The sequence below is a fragment of the Paracidovorax konjaci genome, assembly GCF_900112675.1.
Lineage (GTDB): Bacteria > Pseudomonadota > Gammaproteobacteria > Burkholderiales > Burkholderiaceae_C > Paracidovorax > Paracidovorax konjaci.
Map to the genome: position 1 here is coordinate 45752 of NZ_FOMQ01000020.1, position 16267 is coordinate 62018.

Annotated in this window: 13 protein-coding genes, 2 tRNA genes and 1 pseudogene; all 16 read left to right on the forward strand. The window is 66.7% G+C overall.

The window, feature by feature from the left end:
- Nucleotides 1-75 precede the first annotated feature (75 nt).
- A complete protein-coding gene (locus BM144_RS20865) occupies nt 76-1053 on the forward strand; it encodes a MurR/RpiR family transcriptional regulator (RefSeq protein ID WP_092957116.1) in 978 nt (325 codons plus the stop codon).
- An 87-nt stretch (nt 1054-1140) separates the two neighbouring features.
- Nucleotides 1141-2127 (forward strand): isoaspartyl peptidase/L-asparaginase family protein, encoded by a 987-nt coding sequence (locus BM144_RS20870; protein WP_092957119.1) that lies wholly within the window; start codon nt 1141-1143, stop codon nt 2125-2127.
- 88 nt (nt 2128-2215) lie between these two features.
- Entirely contained in the window at nt 2216-4105 is a 1890-nt protein-coding gene (locus tag BM144_RS20875) for a dipeptide ABC transporter ATP-binding protein (RefSeq protein WP_092957122.1), read from the forward strand.
- 83 nt (nt 4106-4188) lie between these two features.
- A complete protein-coding gene (gsiB, locus tag BM144_RS20880; RefSeq protein ID WP_092957125.1) occupies nt 4189-5739 on the forward strand; it encodes a glutathione ABC transporter substrate-binding protein GsiB in 1551 nt (516 codons plus the stop codon).
- A 79-nt stretch (nt 5740-5818) separates the two neighbouring features.
- Entirely contained in the window at nt 5819-6739 is a 921-nt protein-coding gene (gene gsiC / locus BM144_RS20885) for a glutathione ABC transporter permease GsiC (protein ID WP_092957128.1), read from the forward strand.
- Nucleotides 6740-6779: 40 nt separating this feature from the next.
- Complete coding sequence (gene gsiD, locus BM144_RS20890; protein ID WP_092957131.1) at nt 6780-7718, forward strand: glutathione ABC transporter permease GsiD; 939 nt, start codon at nt 6780-6782, stop codon at nt 7716-7718.
- A complete protein-coding gene (locus tag BM144_RS20895) occupies nt 7715-8779 on the forward strand; it encodes a P1 family peptidase (protein ID WP_092957134.1) in 1065 nt (354 codons plus the stop codon). The genes gsiD and BM144_RS20895 overlap by 4 nt, the downstream gene beginning before the upstream one ends.
- A gap of 61 nt (nt 8780-8840) precedes the next feature.
- A complete protein-coding gene (locus tag BM144_RS20900) occupies nt 8841-9659 on the forward strand; it encodes a M55 family metallopeptidase (protein ID WP_092957137.1) in 819 nt (272 codons plus the stop codon).
- The gene (locus tag BM144_RS20905) at nt 9656-10420 is read left to right on the forward strand and encodes an aspartate/glutamate racemase family protein (protein ID WP_092957139.1); all 765 of its coding nucleotides are present in this window, start codon (nt 9656-9658) and stop codon (nt 10418-10420) included. The genes BM144_RS20900 and BM144_RS20905 overlap by 4 nt, the downstream gene beginning before the upstream one ends.
- Before the next feature lie 68 nt (nt 10421-10488).
- Nucleotides 10489-12471, forward strand: coding sequence for an excinuclease ABC subunit UvrC (uvrC, locus tag BM144_RS20910; RefSeq protein ID WP_092957168.1), 1983 nt, complete (start codon nt 10489-10491; stop codon nt 12469-12471).
- A gap of 60 nt (nt 12472-12531) precedes the next feature.
- Complete coding sequence (gene pgsA, locus BM144_RS20915; protein ID WP_092957142.1) at nt 12532-13101, forward strand: CDP-diacylglycerol--glycerol-3-phosphate 3-phosphatidyltransferase; 570 nt, start codon at nt 12532-12534, stop codon at nt 13099-13101.
- A 325-nt stretch (nt 13102-13426) separates the two neighbouring features.
- Nucleotides 13427-13699: an HU family DNA-binding protein gene (locus tag BM144_RS20920; RefSeq protein WP_007858657.1), complete on the forward strand. Its 273-nt coding sequence runs from the start codon at nt 13427-13429 to the stop codon at nt 13697-13699.
- Between the two features lie 18 nt (nt 13700-13717).
- A tRNA-Val gene (locus BM144_RS20925) sits at nt 13718-13793 on the forward strand.
- 58 nt (nt 13794-13851) lie between these two features.
- On the forward strand, nt 13852-15774 hold the full coding sequence (locus BM144_RS20930) for a SurA N-terminal domain-containing protein (RefSeq protein ID WP_092957145.1): 1923 nt from the start codon (nt 13852-13854) through the stop codon (nt 15772-15774).
- Between the two features lie 48 nt (nt 15775-15822).
- Nucleotides 15823-15898: transfer RNA gene (locus BM144_RS20935), tRNA-His, on the forward strand.
- A gap of 45 nt (nt 15899-15943) precedes the next feature.
- Nucleotides 15944-16267: pseudogene (locus tag BM144_RS22990) on the forward strand (hypothetical protein); the annotation flags it as partial.

Here is a 16267-nt window from a genome sequence, read left to right on the forward strand (position 1 = left end):
TATGACGGCGTTGTAAATTTTTTATCAGTCGTATTTCGTCGCTTCACGCGCCGGACTCCGTTGCTTCACTTGCCCATGTCCGACCTTCCCGACGCCGCTGGCGATGCGGTCTCGATCGCGATCCGCATCGGCCGTGCCCGGCCTCTGCTGACGCGTTCGCACCAGCAGATGGCGGACTACGTGCTCGCGCATCCGCTGCAGGCGGCCACCATGCCGATCGATGAGCTGGCATCGGCCGTGGGCGTGTCCATCGCCACGGCCAACCGCTTCGCGCGGGCCATCGGCCTGGAGGGGTACCCGATGCTGCGCGCGGAGCTGGTCAAGGGTTTCGAGGCGATGCTCGCGCCCATCGAGAAGATGCGCATCAAGCTGGAGAAGCCCACCTCCATCCGCGACGTGTTCGCCGCCGCCCTGGAGGAGAGCCAGCGCAACATCGCCGCCACGCGCGATGCGCTGGACCCGTCCGCCTGCGAGGCCGCCGTGCAGGCCATCCTGGGCGCACGGCGCGTCTACCTGGCGGGCTTCGGCGCGAGCGGATGGCTGGCCGGGCTGCTGCAGCGCGGCCTGGACGCGCATTGCGACAACGTGCACCTGCTGGCCGGCGTGGGGGGCGCGTCGTATGGCGCCCGCATGCTGACGCGCATGGGTGCCGACGATCTGCTCATCGCCATCAGCTACCCGCGCTACCTCACCGACACCGTGGTGCTGGCGCAGGGCGCCTTCGAGCGCGGCGTGCGCGTGCTGGCGCTCACCGACGGTGCGCAATCGCCGCTCGTGCCCTTCGCGCACGGCTGCCTGTTCGCGCAGACCGAGAACCAGTACGCGGCCAACTCCGAATCCTCGGCCCTCGCCTTGATCGAGGCGCTCACCAGCGCCGTCGCGCACCAGGCCCGGGACTCGGTGAAGACCGCAGCCCGCATGACCGAGGCCGTGTTGCCCTGGCTGCACGACAGCTCCCGCAGCCGGCTCGCGCCACGGGCTGCCGACACGCCGGGCCGCAAGGCCGAAGCGCGAGCGGGTCGGCCGGCGCGCAGCCGTGGCGCGGGGCGTTGAGCCAGGCCCGGCCTTTTCGTTCTTTCTCTTTCCTGCTGGCCCAGCCTGTTCCCCCCCGCCAGGCCCTTTGCCTCCACTGACTGCCGCATGACCGCTTCGAATCCTTCCGCCTTGCCTGCCACCCCGGTGATCGCCATCCATGGGGGCGCGGGCACGCTCAGCCGCGCCACCATCAGCGCAGACCAGGAGCGCGCCTACCACGCCGCCCTGCAGGAGGTGCTGCGCGCGGGGCAGGCCGTGCTGGAGCAGGGCGGCAGCGCGGTCGATGCCGTGTGCGAGGCCGTGCGCCTGCTGGAGGAATGCCCGCTGTTCAATGCCGGCCACGGCGCGGTGTTCACGGCCGACGCCACGCACGAACTGGATGCCGCGCTCATGGACGGAGCGACGCTCGCGGCCGGTGCGGTGGCCGGCGTGGCGCACGTGCGCAACCCCGTGCTGGCGGCGCGCGCCGTCATGCGCCAGGGCCAGCACGTGCTCATGGCCGGCGCGGGCGCCGAGCGCCTGGCGGGCGAAGCCGGCCTGGAGATGGTCGATCCTTCGCACTTCTCCACGCCCGCTCGGCGCGAGCAGCTCGACGCCGCACGCGGCCGGCAGGCCGGTGCCGTGCTGGACCACGACGGCGCCGCGGCACTGGCGGGGCGCGTGCTCGATGAAGACCGCAAGATGGGCACGGTCGGGGCCGTGGCGCTGGATGCGCACGGCCACCTGGCCGCCGCCACTTCCACGGGCGGCATGACCAACAAGCGCCCTGGCCGCGTGGGCGACAGCCCGCTGATCGGCGCGGGAACCTACGCGGACGACCGCACGGCGGCCGTCTCCTGCACGGGGCATGGCGAGAGCTTCATCCGCGTGGCGGCCGCGCACGACCTGTGCGCGCGCATGGCGTATGCCGGCCTGTCGCTGGCCGAGGCCTGCGACGCGGTGGTGCACGGCGCGCTGCCGGCCATCGGCGGAACGGGCGGGCTCGTCGCCGTGGACCGCCACGGCAACGTCTGCCTGCCGTTCAACACCGAGGGCATGTACCGCGGGCTGGCCCGCGCGGGCCAGGCGCCCGAAACCTTCATCTACCGCTGAACGCGCGCGCTCGCCCGCTACCGCCAGCCCGTCCCACCGTCTGCCTGCTTTTGCCGACCCGCGACCGAACCCTCTCCCCGGCCCTGCCATGAAACCCACCGCTTCGACTTCTTCCCCGCTTCTTGCCCTGCCCGAGCAGCGCGTGCTGGCCGTGGACGACCTCACCATCCGCTTCGCGAATTCCGAGCGCACGGTGGATGCCGTGCGCAACCTCACCTTCCATGTGGACCGGGGCGAGACGCTGGCCATCGTGGGCGAATCGGGTTCGGGCAAGTCGGTCACCTCGCTCGCGCTGATGCGGCTGGTGGAGCACGGCGGCGGCCGGATCATCGGCGGATCGGTGGCACTGCGCCGCCGCAGCGGCCAGGTGCTGGACGTGGTGCGCGCCAGCAACTCCACGCTGCGCGCCGTGCGCGGTGCCGACGTGGCGATGATCTTCCAGGAGCCGATGACCTCGCTCAACCCGGTGTTCACCGCGGGCGAGCAGATCGCCGAATCCATCCGCGTGCACCAGGGCAAGGACCGCGCGGCCGCAAGGGCCGAGGCGCTGCGCATGCTGGAACTGGTGCGCATCCCCGAAGCGCGCAACGTGCTGGACCGCTTCCCGCACCAGCTCTCGGGCGGCATGCGCCAGCGCGTGATGATCGCCATGGCGCTGTCGTGCAAGCCGCAGCTGCTGATCGCCGACGAGCCCACCACCGCGCTGGACGTGACCATCCAGGCGCAGATCCTCCAGCTCATCCGGCAGTTGCAGGACGAGATGCACATGGGCGTGATCTTCATCACGCACGACATGGGCGTGGTGGCCGAGGTGGCCGACCGCGTGCTGGTCATGTACCGCGGCGACAAGGTGGAAGAGGGCGCTTCGGAGCGCGTCTTCGCCGCGCCGCAGCATGCCTATACCCGTGCGCTGCTTTCGGCCGTGCCCAAGCTCGGCGCCATGCAGGGCACGGACCTGCCGCGCCCGTTCGAGCTGCTGCGCGCCGATGGCCAGGCGGCCCCCGTGCTGGAGTCCACCCCGCCCGATACCCGGCCCGAGGGGGCGCAGCCGATCCTGCGCGTGAAGGAGCTGGTCACGCGCTTCGACCTGCGCTCGGGCCTGTTCAACCGCGTCAAGCGCCGCGTGCACGCGGTGGAGCGGGTGAGCTTCGATCTCTACCCGGGCGAAACGCTCGCGCTGGTGGGGGAATCGGGCTGCGGCAAATCCACCACCGGCCGATCGCTGCTGCGCCTGGTGGACAGCCAGAGCGGCGCCATCGAATTCGGCGGCCGCAATATCCTGGACCTGCCCACCTCCGAAGTGCAGGCCCTGCGGCGCGACATCCAGTTCATCTTCCAGGACCCGTTCGCATCGCTCGACCCGCGCCTCACGGTGGGTTTCTCGATCATGGAGCCGCTGCTCGTGCACAAGACCTGCACGCGCGAGGAGGCCCAGGCCCGCGTGGAATGGCTGATGGAGAAGGTCGGGCTGCCGCACGAGCATGCGCAGCGCTACCCGCACGAATTCTCGGGCGGCCAGCGCCAGCGCATCGCCATCGCGCGCGCTCTGGCGCTCAACCCCAAGGTGGTCGTGGCGGACGAATCCGTCTCCGCGCTGGACGTGTCGATCCAGGCGCAGATCGTGAACCTGATGCTGGACCTGCAGCGCGAACTGGGCGTGGCCTTCCTCTTCATCTCGCACGACATGGCGGTGGTGGAGCGCATCAGCCACCGCGTGGCGGTGATGTTCCTGGGGCAGATCGTGGAGATCGGGCCGCGCCGCGCGATCTTCGAGAACCCCCAGCACCCCTACACGAAAAAGCTCATGGCCGCGGTGCCCATCGCCGACCCGGCGCGCCGCCACCTCAAGCGCTCGCTGCAGGAAGGCGACATCCCCAGCCCCATCCGCGCGGTAGGCGACGAGCCGGCGGTGCAGCCGCTGGTGCCGGTGGGCGCGGGCCACTTCGTGGCGCGCCACGCCATCGCCAACCTGTACTGAGCGGCAGACCTCTGCGGCACCCGTTCCCTCTTTTTCCTGTGCGTTCCTTCCTGCCTTCGTCCCTTTTTCAACCGGAGTCCACCATGAAGAAAACCTTTGCTTCCCGCCGCATCGCAGCCAGTCTGCTGGCCCTTGCGGCCCTGTCCGCATCCGGCTCCGTGCTGGCCGCGGGCAATGCCGTGCTGGCCATCTACCAGCAGCCCGAGACGCTGGACCCCTACAACACCAACACGACCATCACCACGGCCGTGACCAAGACCTTCTATGAAGGCCTGTTCTCGTTCGACAAGGACATGAAGGTCAAGAACGTGCTGGCCGAAGGCTACGAGGTCTCCAAGGACGGACTGGTGTACACCTTCAAGCTGCGCGCGGGCGTGAAGTTCCATGACGGCACCGACTTCAACGCCGCGGCGGCCAAGGCCAACCTGGACCGCGTGATGGACCCTGCCAACCGCCTGCTGCGCGCCAACCAGTTCAACCGCGTGGCCAAGGTCGAGGCCGTGAATCCCCAGACCCTGCGCATCACGCTGAAGGAGCCCTTCGGCCCGTTCATCAATGCGCTGGCCCATGCGTCCGCCGCCATGATCTCGCCAGCCGCGCTCACGAAGTGGGGCAGCAAGGACATCGCCTTCCACCCCGTGGGCACGGGCCCGTTCGAATTCGTCGAATGGAAGCAGACCGAAGCCATCGTCGGCAAGAAGTTCGCGGGCTACTGGAAGAAGGGCTATCCCAAGGTGGACCAGCTCACCTGGAAGCCCGTGACCGAGAACAATACCCGCGCCGCCATGCTGCAGACGGGTGAGGCCGACTTCGCCTTCACGCTGCCCTACGAGCAGATCGCCACGCTCAAGAAAAGCGACAAGGTGGAGGTCGTGACCGCGCCCTCGATCATCCAGCGCTTCCTGACGTTCAACATGCTGCAGAAGCCTTTCGACAATCCCAAGGTGCGCGAAGCCATCGGCTACGCCATCAACAAGGATGCGCTCGCCAAGGTGGCCTTCAACGGCTATGCCTTCGCGGCCCAGGGCTTCGTGCCCCAGGGCGTGGAGTACGCCGTGAAGATGCAGCCCATTCCGTACAACGTGGCCAAGGCCAAGGAACTGCTGAAGGAGGCCGGCTACCCCAATGGCTTCGAGACGGTGCTGTGGAGCGGCTACAACAACACCACCAGCCAGAAGGTGATCCAGTTCCTGCAGCAGCAGCTGCAGCAGGTGGGCGTCAAGGTGTCGGTGGAGGCCCTCGAACCCGGCAAGCGAGCGGAGCTGGTCGATGCCTGGCCCGATCCCAAGACCGCCAAGGCGCGCCTGTACTACATCGGCTGGTCGTCCTCCACCGGCGAGGCCGACTGGGCGCTGCGTCCGCTGTTCTCCACCGAGTCCTGGGCTCCGAAGCTGGCGAACTACGCCTTCTACAGCAACGCCCTGGTGGACGAGTCCATCGCCAAGGCGCTGGTCACCACCGACAGCTCCGAGCGTGCCGCGCTGTACAAGGCCGCGCAGGAGCAGCTCGCCAAGGACCTGCCGCGCATCCCGCTGGTGACCGAGGAAGTGCTCTACGCCCACGCCAAGCGCCTGTCGGGCGTCTACGTGATGCCTGACGGCAACATCAACAGCGACGAAATCTCGCTGAAGTAAGCCCCTGGTGTCCTGCCCCCGCTCGCCGCGGGGGCCTTTTCCCGTTTCTCCTATCGCTGCGCTCCGCAGCGCCGCACCCATGCTGAACTATTTCCTCAAGCGATTGCTGGGACTCCTTCCGACGCTGCTGATCGTGGCGGTGCTGGTGTTCCTCTTCGTTCACATGCTGCCGGGCGATCCCGCGCGCCTGGCCGCGGGGGCGGACGCCGACGAAGCCACCGTACAGCTCGTGCGCCAGGAGCTGGGCCTCGACCGGCCGCTGCCCGAGCAGTTCGTGCACTTCTTCTCGCGCATGGTGCAAGGGGATTTCGGTACCTCGATCCGCACGCGCCGGCCCGTGATCGCCGAGATCGGCGAACGCTTCATGCCCACGCTGCTGCTCACGATCGCCGCCATGGCCTGGTCGGTGGTGCTGGGCATGGGCATCGGCATCCTGTCGGCCGTTTACCGCAACCGCTGGCCCGACCGGCTCGGCATGACCCTGGCGGTCTCGGGCATCTCCTTTCCCGCTTTCGCGCTGGGAATGACGCTCATGCAGGTGTTCTCGGTGCAGCTCGGCTGGCTGCCCACCGTGGGTGCCGACAGCTGGCGGCACTACATCCTGCCGTCCATCACGCTGGGGGCCGCCGTGGCGGCGGTCATGGCGCGGTTCACGCGCGCCTCCTTCGTCGAAGTGGTGCAGGAGGACTTCGTGCGCACTGCGCGCGCCAAGGGCCTGAACGAGCGCACCGTGGTCCTCAAGCACTGCCTGCGCAATGCGCTCATCCCGGTCGTCACGATGATGGGCCTGCAGTTCGGCTTCCTGCTGGGCGGCTCGATCGTCGTGGAAGCCGTCTTCAACTGGCCCGGCCTCGGCCGCCTGCTGGTGGACGCGGTGACCATGCGCGACTACCCGGTGATCCAGACACTGGTGCTACTTTTCTCGCTGGAGTTCATCCTCATCAATCTGGTGGTGGACATGCTCTACGGCTTCATCAATCCGACCATCCGCTACAAGTGAAGCGGGCGGCCAGGACCCCTTTTCTCGACGAAGACACGACATGACCACGCCCTCCATTCCCACACCGCCCGACGCCGCACAGCTGGCGGCGGCCTCGGTGGCCCCCACCGCCGGCGGCGCCGCCGCCGTCCGCACGCCCTGGCGCGAGTTCTGGCGCAAATTCAAGAAGCAGCACGTGGCGATGGCCGCGCTCGCCTTCGTGGCGCTGCTGGTGATCGTGGCCGTGCTGGCGCCGGTCCTGGTGCCGTTCGACGCCGAGAACTTCTTCGATTACGACCGCCTCAATGAAGGCCCTTCCGCCGTCCACTGGTTCGGCGTCGATCCGCTGGGCCGCGACATCTTCAGCCGCATCCTCATGGGCGCCCGCATCTCGCTGGCCGCGGGCTTCCTCTCGGTGGCCATCGGATGCCTGATCGGCACCACGCTGGGCCTGCTGGCCGGCTACTACGAAGGCTGGTGGGACCGCATCGTGATGCGCATCTCCGACGTGCTGTTCGCGTTCCCGGGCATCCTGCTCGCCCTGGGCGTGGTCGCCATCCTGGGCAGCAGCATGACCAACGTGGTCGTCGCCGTGGCGGTGTTCAGCGTGCCGGCGTTCGCGCGGCTCGTGCGGGGCAACACGCTGGTGCTTAAGCAGATGACCTATATCGAGTCCGCGCGGAGCATCGGTGCGTCGGACTGGACGATCATCACGCGGCACATCCTGCCGGGCACCATTTCGTCGGTCGTGGTGTATTTCACGATGCGCGTGGGCACCTCCATCATCACGGCGGCCAGCCTGTCCTTCCTGGGCATGGGCGCGCAGCCGCCCACGCCCGAATGGGGCGCGATGCTCAACGAAGCGCGCGCGGACATGGTGAATGCGCCGCACGTGGCGCTGTTTCCGAGCCTGGCGATCTTCCTGACCGTGCTGGCCTTCAACCTGCTGGGCGACGGGTTGCGCGACGCGCTCGATCCCAAGATCGACCGCCAGTCATGAACCGGCGCGACCCTGCTGCCGCTGCGCCGCCGCGCATCGGCGTGCTCGCGGCGGGCCCGCTCGATGCCATCACCGATGTGGCTGGTGTCACCGTGGGCCACGAGACGCTGGACGACGGACCGGTGCAGACCGGCGTGACGGTCATCCACCCCCACGCACTCGACCCCTATCGCCACAAGGTGCCTGCGGGCGCCGCGGTGATCAATGGCTTCGGCAAGAGCGTCGGGCTGGTGCAGTTGGCGGAGCTGGGCCAGATCGAGACGCCCATCGCGCTCACCAACACGTTCTCCGTCAGTGCCGTTGCGCAGGCGCAGATCCGCGACTGCATCCGCGCCAACCCCGAAACGGGGAAGGGGCTGCCCACCGTCAATCCGCTGGTGCTGGAGTGCAACGACGGTTTCCTGAACGACATCCAGCGCATGGCCATCAGCGACGGCCATTACCGGCGCGCCTGCGACGGCGCGGGCCCGCAGGTGCTCCAGGGGGCGGTGGGAGCGGGGCGCGGCATGTCGAGCTTCCAGCTCAAGGGCGGCATCGGCACCGCATCGCGCCGCGTGGCCTTGCGCCAGGGCCGCCACTGCACGGTGGGCGCGCTCGTGCTGGCCAACTACGGCCTGCTGCCGCAACTGGTGTGGGGCGGCAGGGCCATCGGCGCAGCGGTTTCGGCCGCGCTGGGCGATGCGCCGCACCTGCAGCGCGGCCCGGAGAAGGGCTCGATCATCATGGTGCTGGCCACCGACGCCGCCCTCGATGCGCGCCAGCTCGGTCGCCTGGCGCTGCGCGCCGCGGCCGGGCTGGCACGCACCGGCTCGGTCTACGGGCACGGCAGCGGCGATATCGCCCTGGCGTTTTCCACCGCCTACACGCTGCCGCACCTGCCGGAAGTGCCCATGCCGGCGGTCTCCCTGGTGCATGAAGCCTCGCTCGACGGCCTGTTCCAGGCCGCTGCGGACAGCGTCGAGCAGGCCATCGTCCATGCGCTGTGGCATGCACAGCCGGTCTCCGGGCGGGATGGGCACCAGCGCCCGGCGCTGCGCGATCTGCTCGGCAGCCTGTTCTGAAGCGCGGCTTTTTCTGCTTCTTTCCATTCATCCGCATCTCCATGCGCATTGGCAGCGTCCCATGAAAATTCTCATCTCCGTCGACATCGAAGGCGTGGCCGGCGTCTATCACCCTGAACAGGTCCGGGCCGGCAACCCGGAGTACGAGCGTGCACGGCGCCTCATGGCCGCAGAAGCCAACGCGGCAGTGGCGGGCGCGTTCGACGGTGGGGCCCAGGAAGTCTTCGTGAACGATTCGCACGGCGGCTTTCGCAACATGCCGCCGGACCTGCTCGATCCACGCGCCCAGGCCATCCAGGGCAAGCCGCGCTACCTGAGCATGGTGGCCGGCGTGGAGCTGGGCATGGATGGCGTCTGCCTCATCGGATACCACTCGCGTGCGCAGGGCCGCGGCATCCTGGCCCACACGATCAACAGTTTCGCGTTCGCGAGCATCGCGTTCAACGGCCGCGAGCTGGGTGAGGCGGGCATCTACGGAGCGCTGGCCGGAGCCTACGGCGCCCCGGTCATCGCCGCATCCGGCGACGACGTGTTCATCGAGGAGAATCGGAGCCTCTTTCCGCATGCCCGCTTCGTGCAAACCAAGCGCGCCACCGGCGCCACCAGCGGCATCAGCCTGTCTCCCGAACGTGCCTGCCAGGCGATCCGCGAGGGCGTCGGACAGGCGATGGCGCAGGTGCGCAATGCTTCGCCGTTCTGCATCGATGGGCCGGTCACGGTCGAACTGGTGGCGCAGACCACGGCCCTGGCCGATCTGTTCTGCCAATGGCCGACGCTGGAGCGCATGTCCTCCGATGCGCTGCGATTCACCGCACCCGATACCGAATCGGCCGTGCGCATGGTCAACGGCCTCTCGGCCATGTCGAGCATGCTCAGATGAGCGGCGTGGCAGGCGCGGCCCACCAAAATCCATCGACCCCGCCTTCCACGGTGGGCATCCTGGGCGGCATGGGGCCGGCGGCGGGCGTGGACTTCGCCCGGCTATTCGTCCGCGCTTCGGAGCGCTGGCTGCGATCGCATGGCCACCCTGTGCAGGACCAGGCCTTTCCGGAGCACTGGATCGCGCAGGTGCCGGTGGCGGACCGCACGCAGGCGCTGCGTGACCCGGCCGCGCCGCAGCCGCTGGAGGACCTGGCCACCGCGCTGCGGCGGCTGGACATGCTGGGTGCCCGTGCCGTTGCGATGTCGTGCAACACCGCGCATGCATGGCACGGCGCCTTGCAGACCCGTGTGCCCGGCGTGGAACTGCTGCTCATTGCCCAGGAGACGGCTGCCGAGCTGCGGCGCCGCGGTATCGGGCGCGCAGCGTTGCTCGCCACGCAGGGAACCTATCGCATGGGGCTGTACGACGAGGCGCTTGCGGCGCATGGCATCGAATGCCTCCTGCCCTCCGAACAGGCACGGGAATGGCTGATGGAAGGCATCTACGAGGGCGTCAAGGCAGGAAATATGCCGTTGGCCCGCAGCCGTTTTGTGGATGCGTGCCAACAGGTGCTGGGGCTGCATGGCGATGTGGCGTTGGTGATGGCCTGTACCGAAATCCCGCTGGCATTGCCCGACGCGCCGCAGGCCGGGGGCTGGACGCTCATCGACCCATCGGACATCCTGGCCACCGCCCTGGCGCAACGGGCCTACGGCTGAGCCTTCGGTTCCTGCGGGCGATGGCGGGGCAGGGCTGCCCGGCCGTGCAGGGCGGCCACAATAGCGCCATGTCCGATGTGCATTCCGATGAACTGCTCGCCCAGGTGGCTTCCCTGCCGCCATTGCCTGGCGTGTACCGATATTTCGACGCCCAGGGCGGGCTGCTCTACGTGGGCAAGGCGCGCAACCTCAAAAAGCGTGTCTCCAGCTATTTCACGAAGACCCACGGCGGGACGCGCATCGGCCACATGGTGGGCAAGATCGTACGGCTGGAAACCACCGTGGTGCGTTCGGAGGCCGAGGCGCTGCTGCTGGAGAACAACCTCATCAAGTCGCTGGCGCCGCGCTACAACATCCTCTTTCGCGACGACAAGAGCTACCCCTACCTGAAGATCACCGGCGTTGCGGCGCGCGATGGCGCGGGCGACCAGCCCGGCCAGCGCTTTCCGCGCATCGCCTACTACCGCGGTGCCGTCGACAAGCGCCACCGTTATTTCGGCCCGTACCCGGGGGCGTGGGCGGTCAAGGAAACGATCCTGCTGCTGCAGAAGGTATTCCGCCTGCGGACCTGCGAGGACACCGTCTTCGCGAACCGCACGCGCCCGTGCCTGCTCTACCAGATCAAACGCTGCTCCGGGCCTTGCGTGGACCTCGTCTCCACCGAGGCCTATGCCCATGATGTGGCGAATGCGGACGCCATGCTGCGCGGCGAAACCAAGGAACTGCTGGAGGCGTTGGAGGCGCGGATGATGGCGCATTCCGAACAGCTGGAATTCGAGCAGGCGGCGGAGATCCGCAACCAGATCACGGCCCTTTCCCGCGTGCTGCACCAGCAGGCCATCGAAACGGCCTCCGACAAGGATGTCGACATCCTCGCGGTGAAGGTGCTGGGCGGCCGCGCCTGTGTCAACCTGGCCATGGTGCGGGGTGGCCGGCACCTGGGCGATCGGGCCTACTTCCCCGTGCATGTCGAAGATGCCGCCGCCATTTTCCAGGACGAAGACGCACCGGAGGCACCGGCAGGACCGCCGGGAGCGGACCCGGGCGGTGCCCCGGCACGCCGTGCGGTGGAGGTTCAGGTGCTGGAGGCTTTCATTGCGCAGCACTACATCGGCGTGCCCGTCCCCCCGACGCTGGTGACCAGCGAGCCCGTGGACCGGGCGCTGCTGGATGCGCTTTCCCAGCAGGTCGGCATGCGCGTGAATGCAGTGCACCAGCCGCGCGAGCAGCGCCGAGCCTGGCTGGACATGGCGCAGAAGAACGCCGACATCCAGCTCGCGCGGCTTCTCTCCGAAGAAGGCTCGCAGCAGGCGCGCACGCGGGCGCTGGCCGAAGCACTCGATCTGCCGATGGACGACCTGGATGCGCTCACGATCGAGTGCTTCGACATCTCCCACACGGCGGGCGAATCCACGCAGGCCTCCTGCGTGGTGTTCCACCATCACAAGATGCAGAGCAGCGAGTACCGCCGCTACAAGATCGAGGGCATCACCGGCGGAGATGATTACGCCGCCATGCGCCAGGTGCTTTCCCGGCGTTACAGCAAGGTCGTGGAAGCGCAGCGCGAGGCCGGTGGCGCCGACCCCGCGCCTGGGCAGGCCCGGCTGCCGGACCTGGTGCTGATCGATGGGGGCAAGGGGCAGGTCAGCATGGCGCGGGAGGTGTTCACCGAACTGGGGCTGGACCTGGCGCGCATCGTCGGCGTGGAGAAGGGCGAGGGCCGCAAGGTGGGCCTGGAGGAACTGGTCTTTGCCGACGGGCGCGAGAAGGTCTATCTGGGCCGCGATTCCGCCGCGCTGATGCTGGTCGCCCAGATCCGCGACGAAGCCCACCGTTTCGCCATCACTGGCATGCGGGCCGCCCGCGCGCGGGTGCGCGTCGGTGGGGGGCAGCTCGAGGAGATCCCCGGGGTGGGCCCCAAGAAGCGTGCACGGCTGCTGCAGCGTTTTGGCGGAGTGCGTGGGGTGGCTGCGGCCAGCGTGGAGGATCTGGCGACGGTGGACGGCATTTCGCTGGAACTGGCGCAGGAGATCTATCGCGCGCTGCGATGAGGCGATGGCGGGGGCGCTCTTGATCGCGGACGGCCTTGGTGGCATGACACAATCGCCTCCATGTTCCTGACCATCCCCACCATCATGACCTGGACGCGCATCGTCGCGATACCCTTGATCGTGGGTGTGTTCTATGCGCCGCTGGATCCCGCCACGCGCAATCTCATCGCCACGGTGATGTTCGTGGTGTTCGCCGCGACCGACTGGCTCGATGGCTACCTTGCACGCAAGCTCAACCAGACTTCGTCGTTCGGTGCCTTCCTCGACCCGGTGGCCGACAAATTCCTCGTGTGCGCATCGCTGCTGGTGCTGGTGCAATTGCAGCGCGCGGATGTGTTCGTGGCCCTCATCATCATCGGCCGGGAGATCGCGATATCGGCCTTGCGCGAATGGATGGCACAGATAGGCGCATCGCGCAGCGTGGCCGTCCACATGCTCGGCAAGTTGAAGACCACGGTGCAGATGATCGCCATTCCTTTCCTGCTCTACGACGGGCGCATCGGGGGCTCCATCGACACCGGCGTGTGGGGGACCTGGCTGATCTGGATCGCCGCCGTGCTCACGGTGTGGTCGATGGTCTACTACCTGCGCAAGGCATTGCCGGAGATTCGGGCACGGGTCAAGAAGTAAGGCTGCGCGGATGGCCAGAGGGCAGGGCGGGGGGTGTCAATTGGTGCTTCCGATACACCCCGCAGCGCGTGCCCGGTAAACCCTCTGCAATGCGCGAAACACCCGTAAATTACGGCTAAAATCGCGGTTTTGGCCGTCGCAAAACGGCCCGTTGTATTGACACCCGGAAAGTCGATGGTTTTAATCTGGCACAGCAGACTCTGCGCCCCGTGCCAGTCCCTCCCCCGCCCCATATCGAGCCCCGCTTCCAGCGGCTGCATTGGCGCGTGTGAAGGCGCAGATTTGCACCAGACATTCCATCTACTCTTTTCCCGAGAGGCTTCTTGTGAATAAAACCGAACTGATTGAGCACATCGCTAACAATGCCGACATTTCCAAGGCCGCAGCGGCTCGCGCGCTGGAGTCCACGATCGAAGCGGTGAAGAAGACCTTGAAGAAGGGCGGCACGGTGTCTCTGGTCGGTTTCGGTACCTTCGCGGTGGGCAAGCGCGCCGCCCGCACGGGCCGTAATCCCCGTACCGGTGATACGATTAAGATCAAGGCTGCTAAAGTTCCAAAGTTCCGCCCCGGCAAGGCATTGAAAGATGCCCTCAACTGAGGCTCGAGGTTTAAGGTGGGGTGCTTAGCTCAGTTGGTAGAGCGGCGCCCTTACAAGGCGTAGGTCGGCGGTTCGACCCCGTCAGCACCCACCACCGATCAAAAGGCGAACGAGAGTTCGCCTTTTCTTTTGTCGCGACTGAAAGACCGAAAATGTTTGAATCCATCCGCAAGCACTCCAAGATCGTCATGATCGCGTTGTTCTTGCTGATCATTCCGTCGTTTGTCCTGGTGGGCATCGATCGGAACTACTTCACCAGCAAGAGCCCGGTGGTGGCGCGCGTGGATGGCCATGACATCACGCAGGACGACTGGGACAATGCCCACCGCACCGAAACGGACCGCATTCGCGCACAGTCTCCCTCGGTCGATCCGAAGCTGCTGGATTCGCCCCGCGCCCGTTACGCCACTCTGGAGCGGCTGGTCCGTGATCGCGTGCTGCAGACCGCGGCCACGAAGATGCACCTCATCGCGAGCGACGCACAACTGGCCCGCACACTGCAAGGCATTCCCGCGATCGCCTCGCTCAAGCGTCCGGATGGCTCTCTGGATGCCGAGGCTTATCGCGCTCTGGTGGGCTCGCAGGGGCTGACGCCCGAAGGCTTCGAGGCCAACGTACGGCGAGAACTGTCGATCAACCAGGTCATGGGTGGAGTCATGGGCTCTGCATTCGCCGGCCAGGAGCAGGCCCGCTTGGCGCTGGATGCGCTGTACCAGCGCCGCGAGATCCAGGTAGCGCGGTTCACGGCCAGCGATTTCGCCAGCAAGGTCACGCCCACCGATGCGGACCTGGAAACCTACTACAAATCCCACGAGGCTCAATTCCGCCAATCGGAGCAGGCCAATGTGGAGTACGTTGTGCTGGATCTTGACGCAGTGCGCTCCAGCATCACGCTCAGCGACGACGATCTGAAGACCTACTACAAGGAAAACCTGGAGCGCATCGCGGGCAAGGAAGAGCGCCGTGCCAGCCATATCCTGATCAACGCCAGCAAGGATGCGCCTGCCGCAGAGCGCGAAAAGGCCAAGGCCCGCGCCACCGAATTGTTGGCGCAGGTGCGCAAGGCGCCGGGCACCTTTGCCGAGGTGGCTCGCAAATCCTCGCAGGACACGGGCTCGGCGTCCTCCGGCGGAGACCTGGGCTTTTTCGCGCGGGGTGCAATGGTCAAGCCGTTCGAAGACGCCGCCTTCTCGATGAAGAAGGGCGACATCAGCGATGTGGTGGAAAGCGACTTCGGCTACCACATCATCCAACTCAACGACATCAAGACGCCCAAGCAGCCGAGCTTCGAAGAAGTGCGCGCCAAGCTGGAGACGGAGGCCAAGCAGCAGCAGGCCCAACGCAAGTTCGCAGAGCTTGCGGAAGTCTTCTCGAACACGGTCTACGAGCAGGCGGACAGCCTGCAACCGGTCGCCGACAAGCTCAAGCTGAAAATCCAGACCGCGAACGACATCACCCGCGTGCCCCGTCCCGATGCCCAGGGCCCGCTCGCGAATGCGCGTTTCCTGGAGGCGCTTTTCTCTTCGGACTCGGTGCAGAACAAGCGCAATACCGAAGCCGTCGAAGCGGGGCCCAGCGTGCTGGTGGCCGGGCGGGTGGTCACGCATACGCCTGCCCAGACACCCGCCTTCGAGCAGGTGAAGCCTCGCGTGCGCGAATTGTTCGTGGCAGACCGCTCCGCTGAACTTGCACGCCAGGAAGGCGAAGCCAAGCTGAACGCATGGAAGGCCGCGCCTGCAAGCGCATCCGGCCTGTCCACCGCCGTGACCGTGTCGCGCGACAAGCCTCAAAACCAACCCCGCCCCGTGGTGGATGCCGCCCTGCAAGCCAATGCCGACGCACTTCCCGCGTTCGCGGGGGTGGGCCTGGGCCAGCAGGGATATGCCGTCATCAAGATCAACCGTGTTGTACCGCGCGACCCGGCAGATGCCGCTGCAGCGCAGCAACAGCGTCAGCAATATGCCGAGCTGACTGCCGCTGCCGAAGCCATGGCGTACTACGAGCTGTTGAAAGACCGGTACAAAGTGCAGTTCAAGGTGCCACGGCCTGCCGAGAACGCCGCGACAGAAAATTGACTGATTCGGTCAAAAACGGGTTTTCTCTGGTTATAATTTAAAGCTACGGTGGCTGTAGCTCAGTTGGTAGAGTCCAGGATTGTGATTCCTGTTGTCGTGGGTTCGAGCCCCATCAGCCACCCCAGATAAGCAAATCCGCTACAGCCAAAAGCTGTAGCGGATTTTTGCTATGGGCCTTCGAGAGCCGAGCGACCTTGAATGGCATCTCGCCAGTGGTTCTGTTCGTCGTGCGAGCGATGGACTTCAATTCTCCACGGTGGTGGCAGCTAGGCCGTTGCTCTATCTCTCTGGCGAGCAGGCAGTACCCGCCTTTGCATTGTCTACTCCTGATATGGCCGACTTCCGTCTGCGGCAGCTTCTTGCGGGATTGCGCAGCGGTACTGCTTGTGCCTGTCGTGTTTTAGAGCGGCTAACAAAACGGTGCGAGATGGCGAATGCAAATGACGCAGCAAGCCAGAGAAAGCAGCGCGACATGAATATCGATGCGACGTTC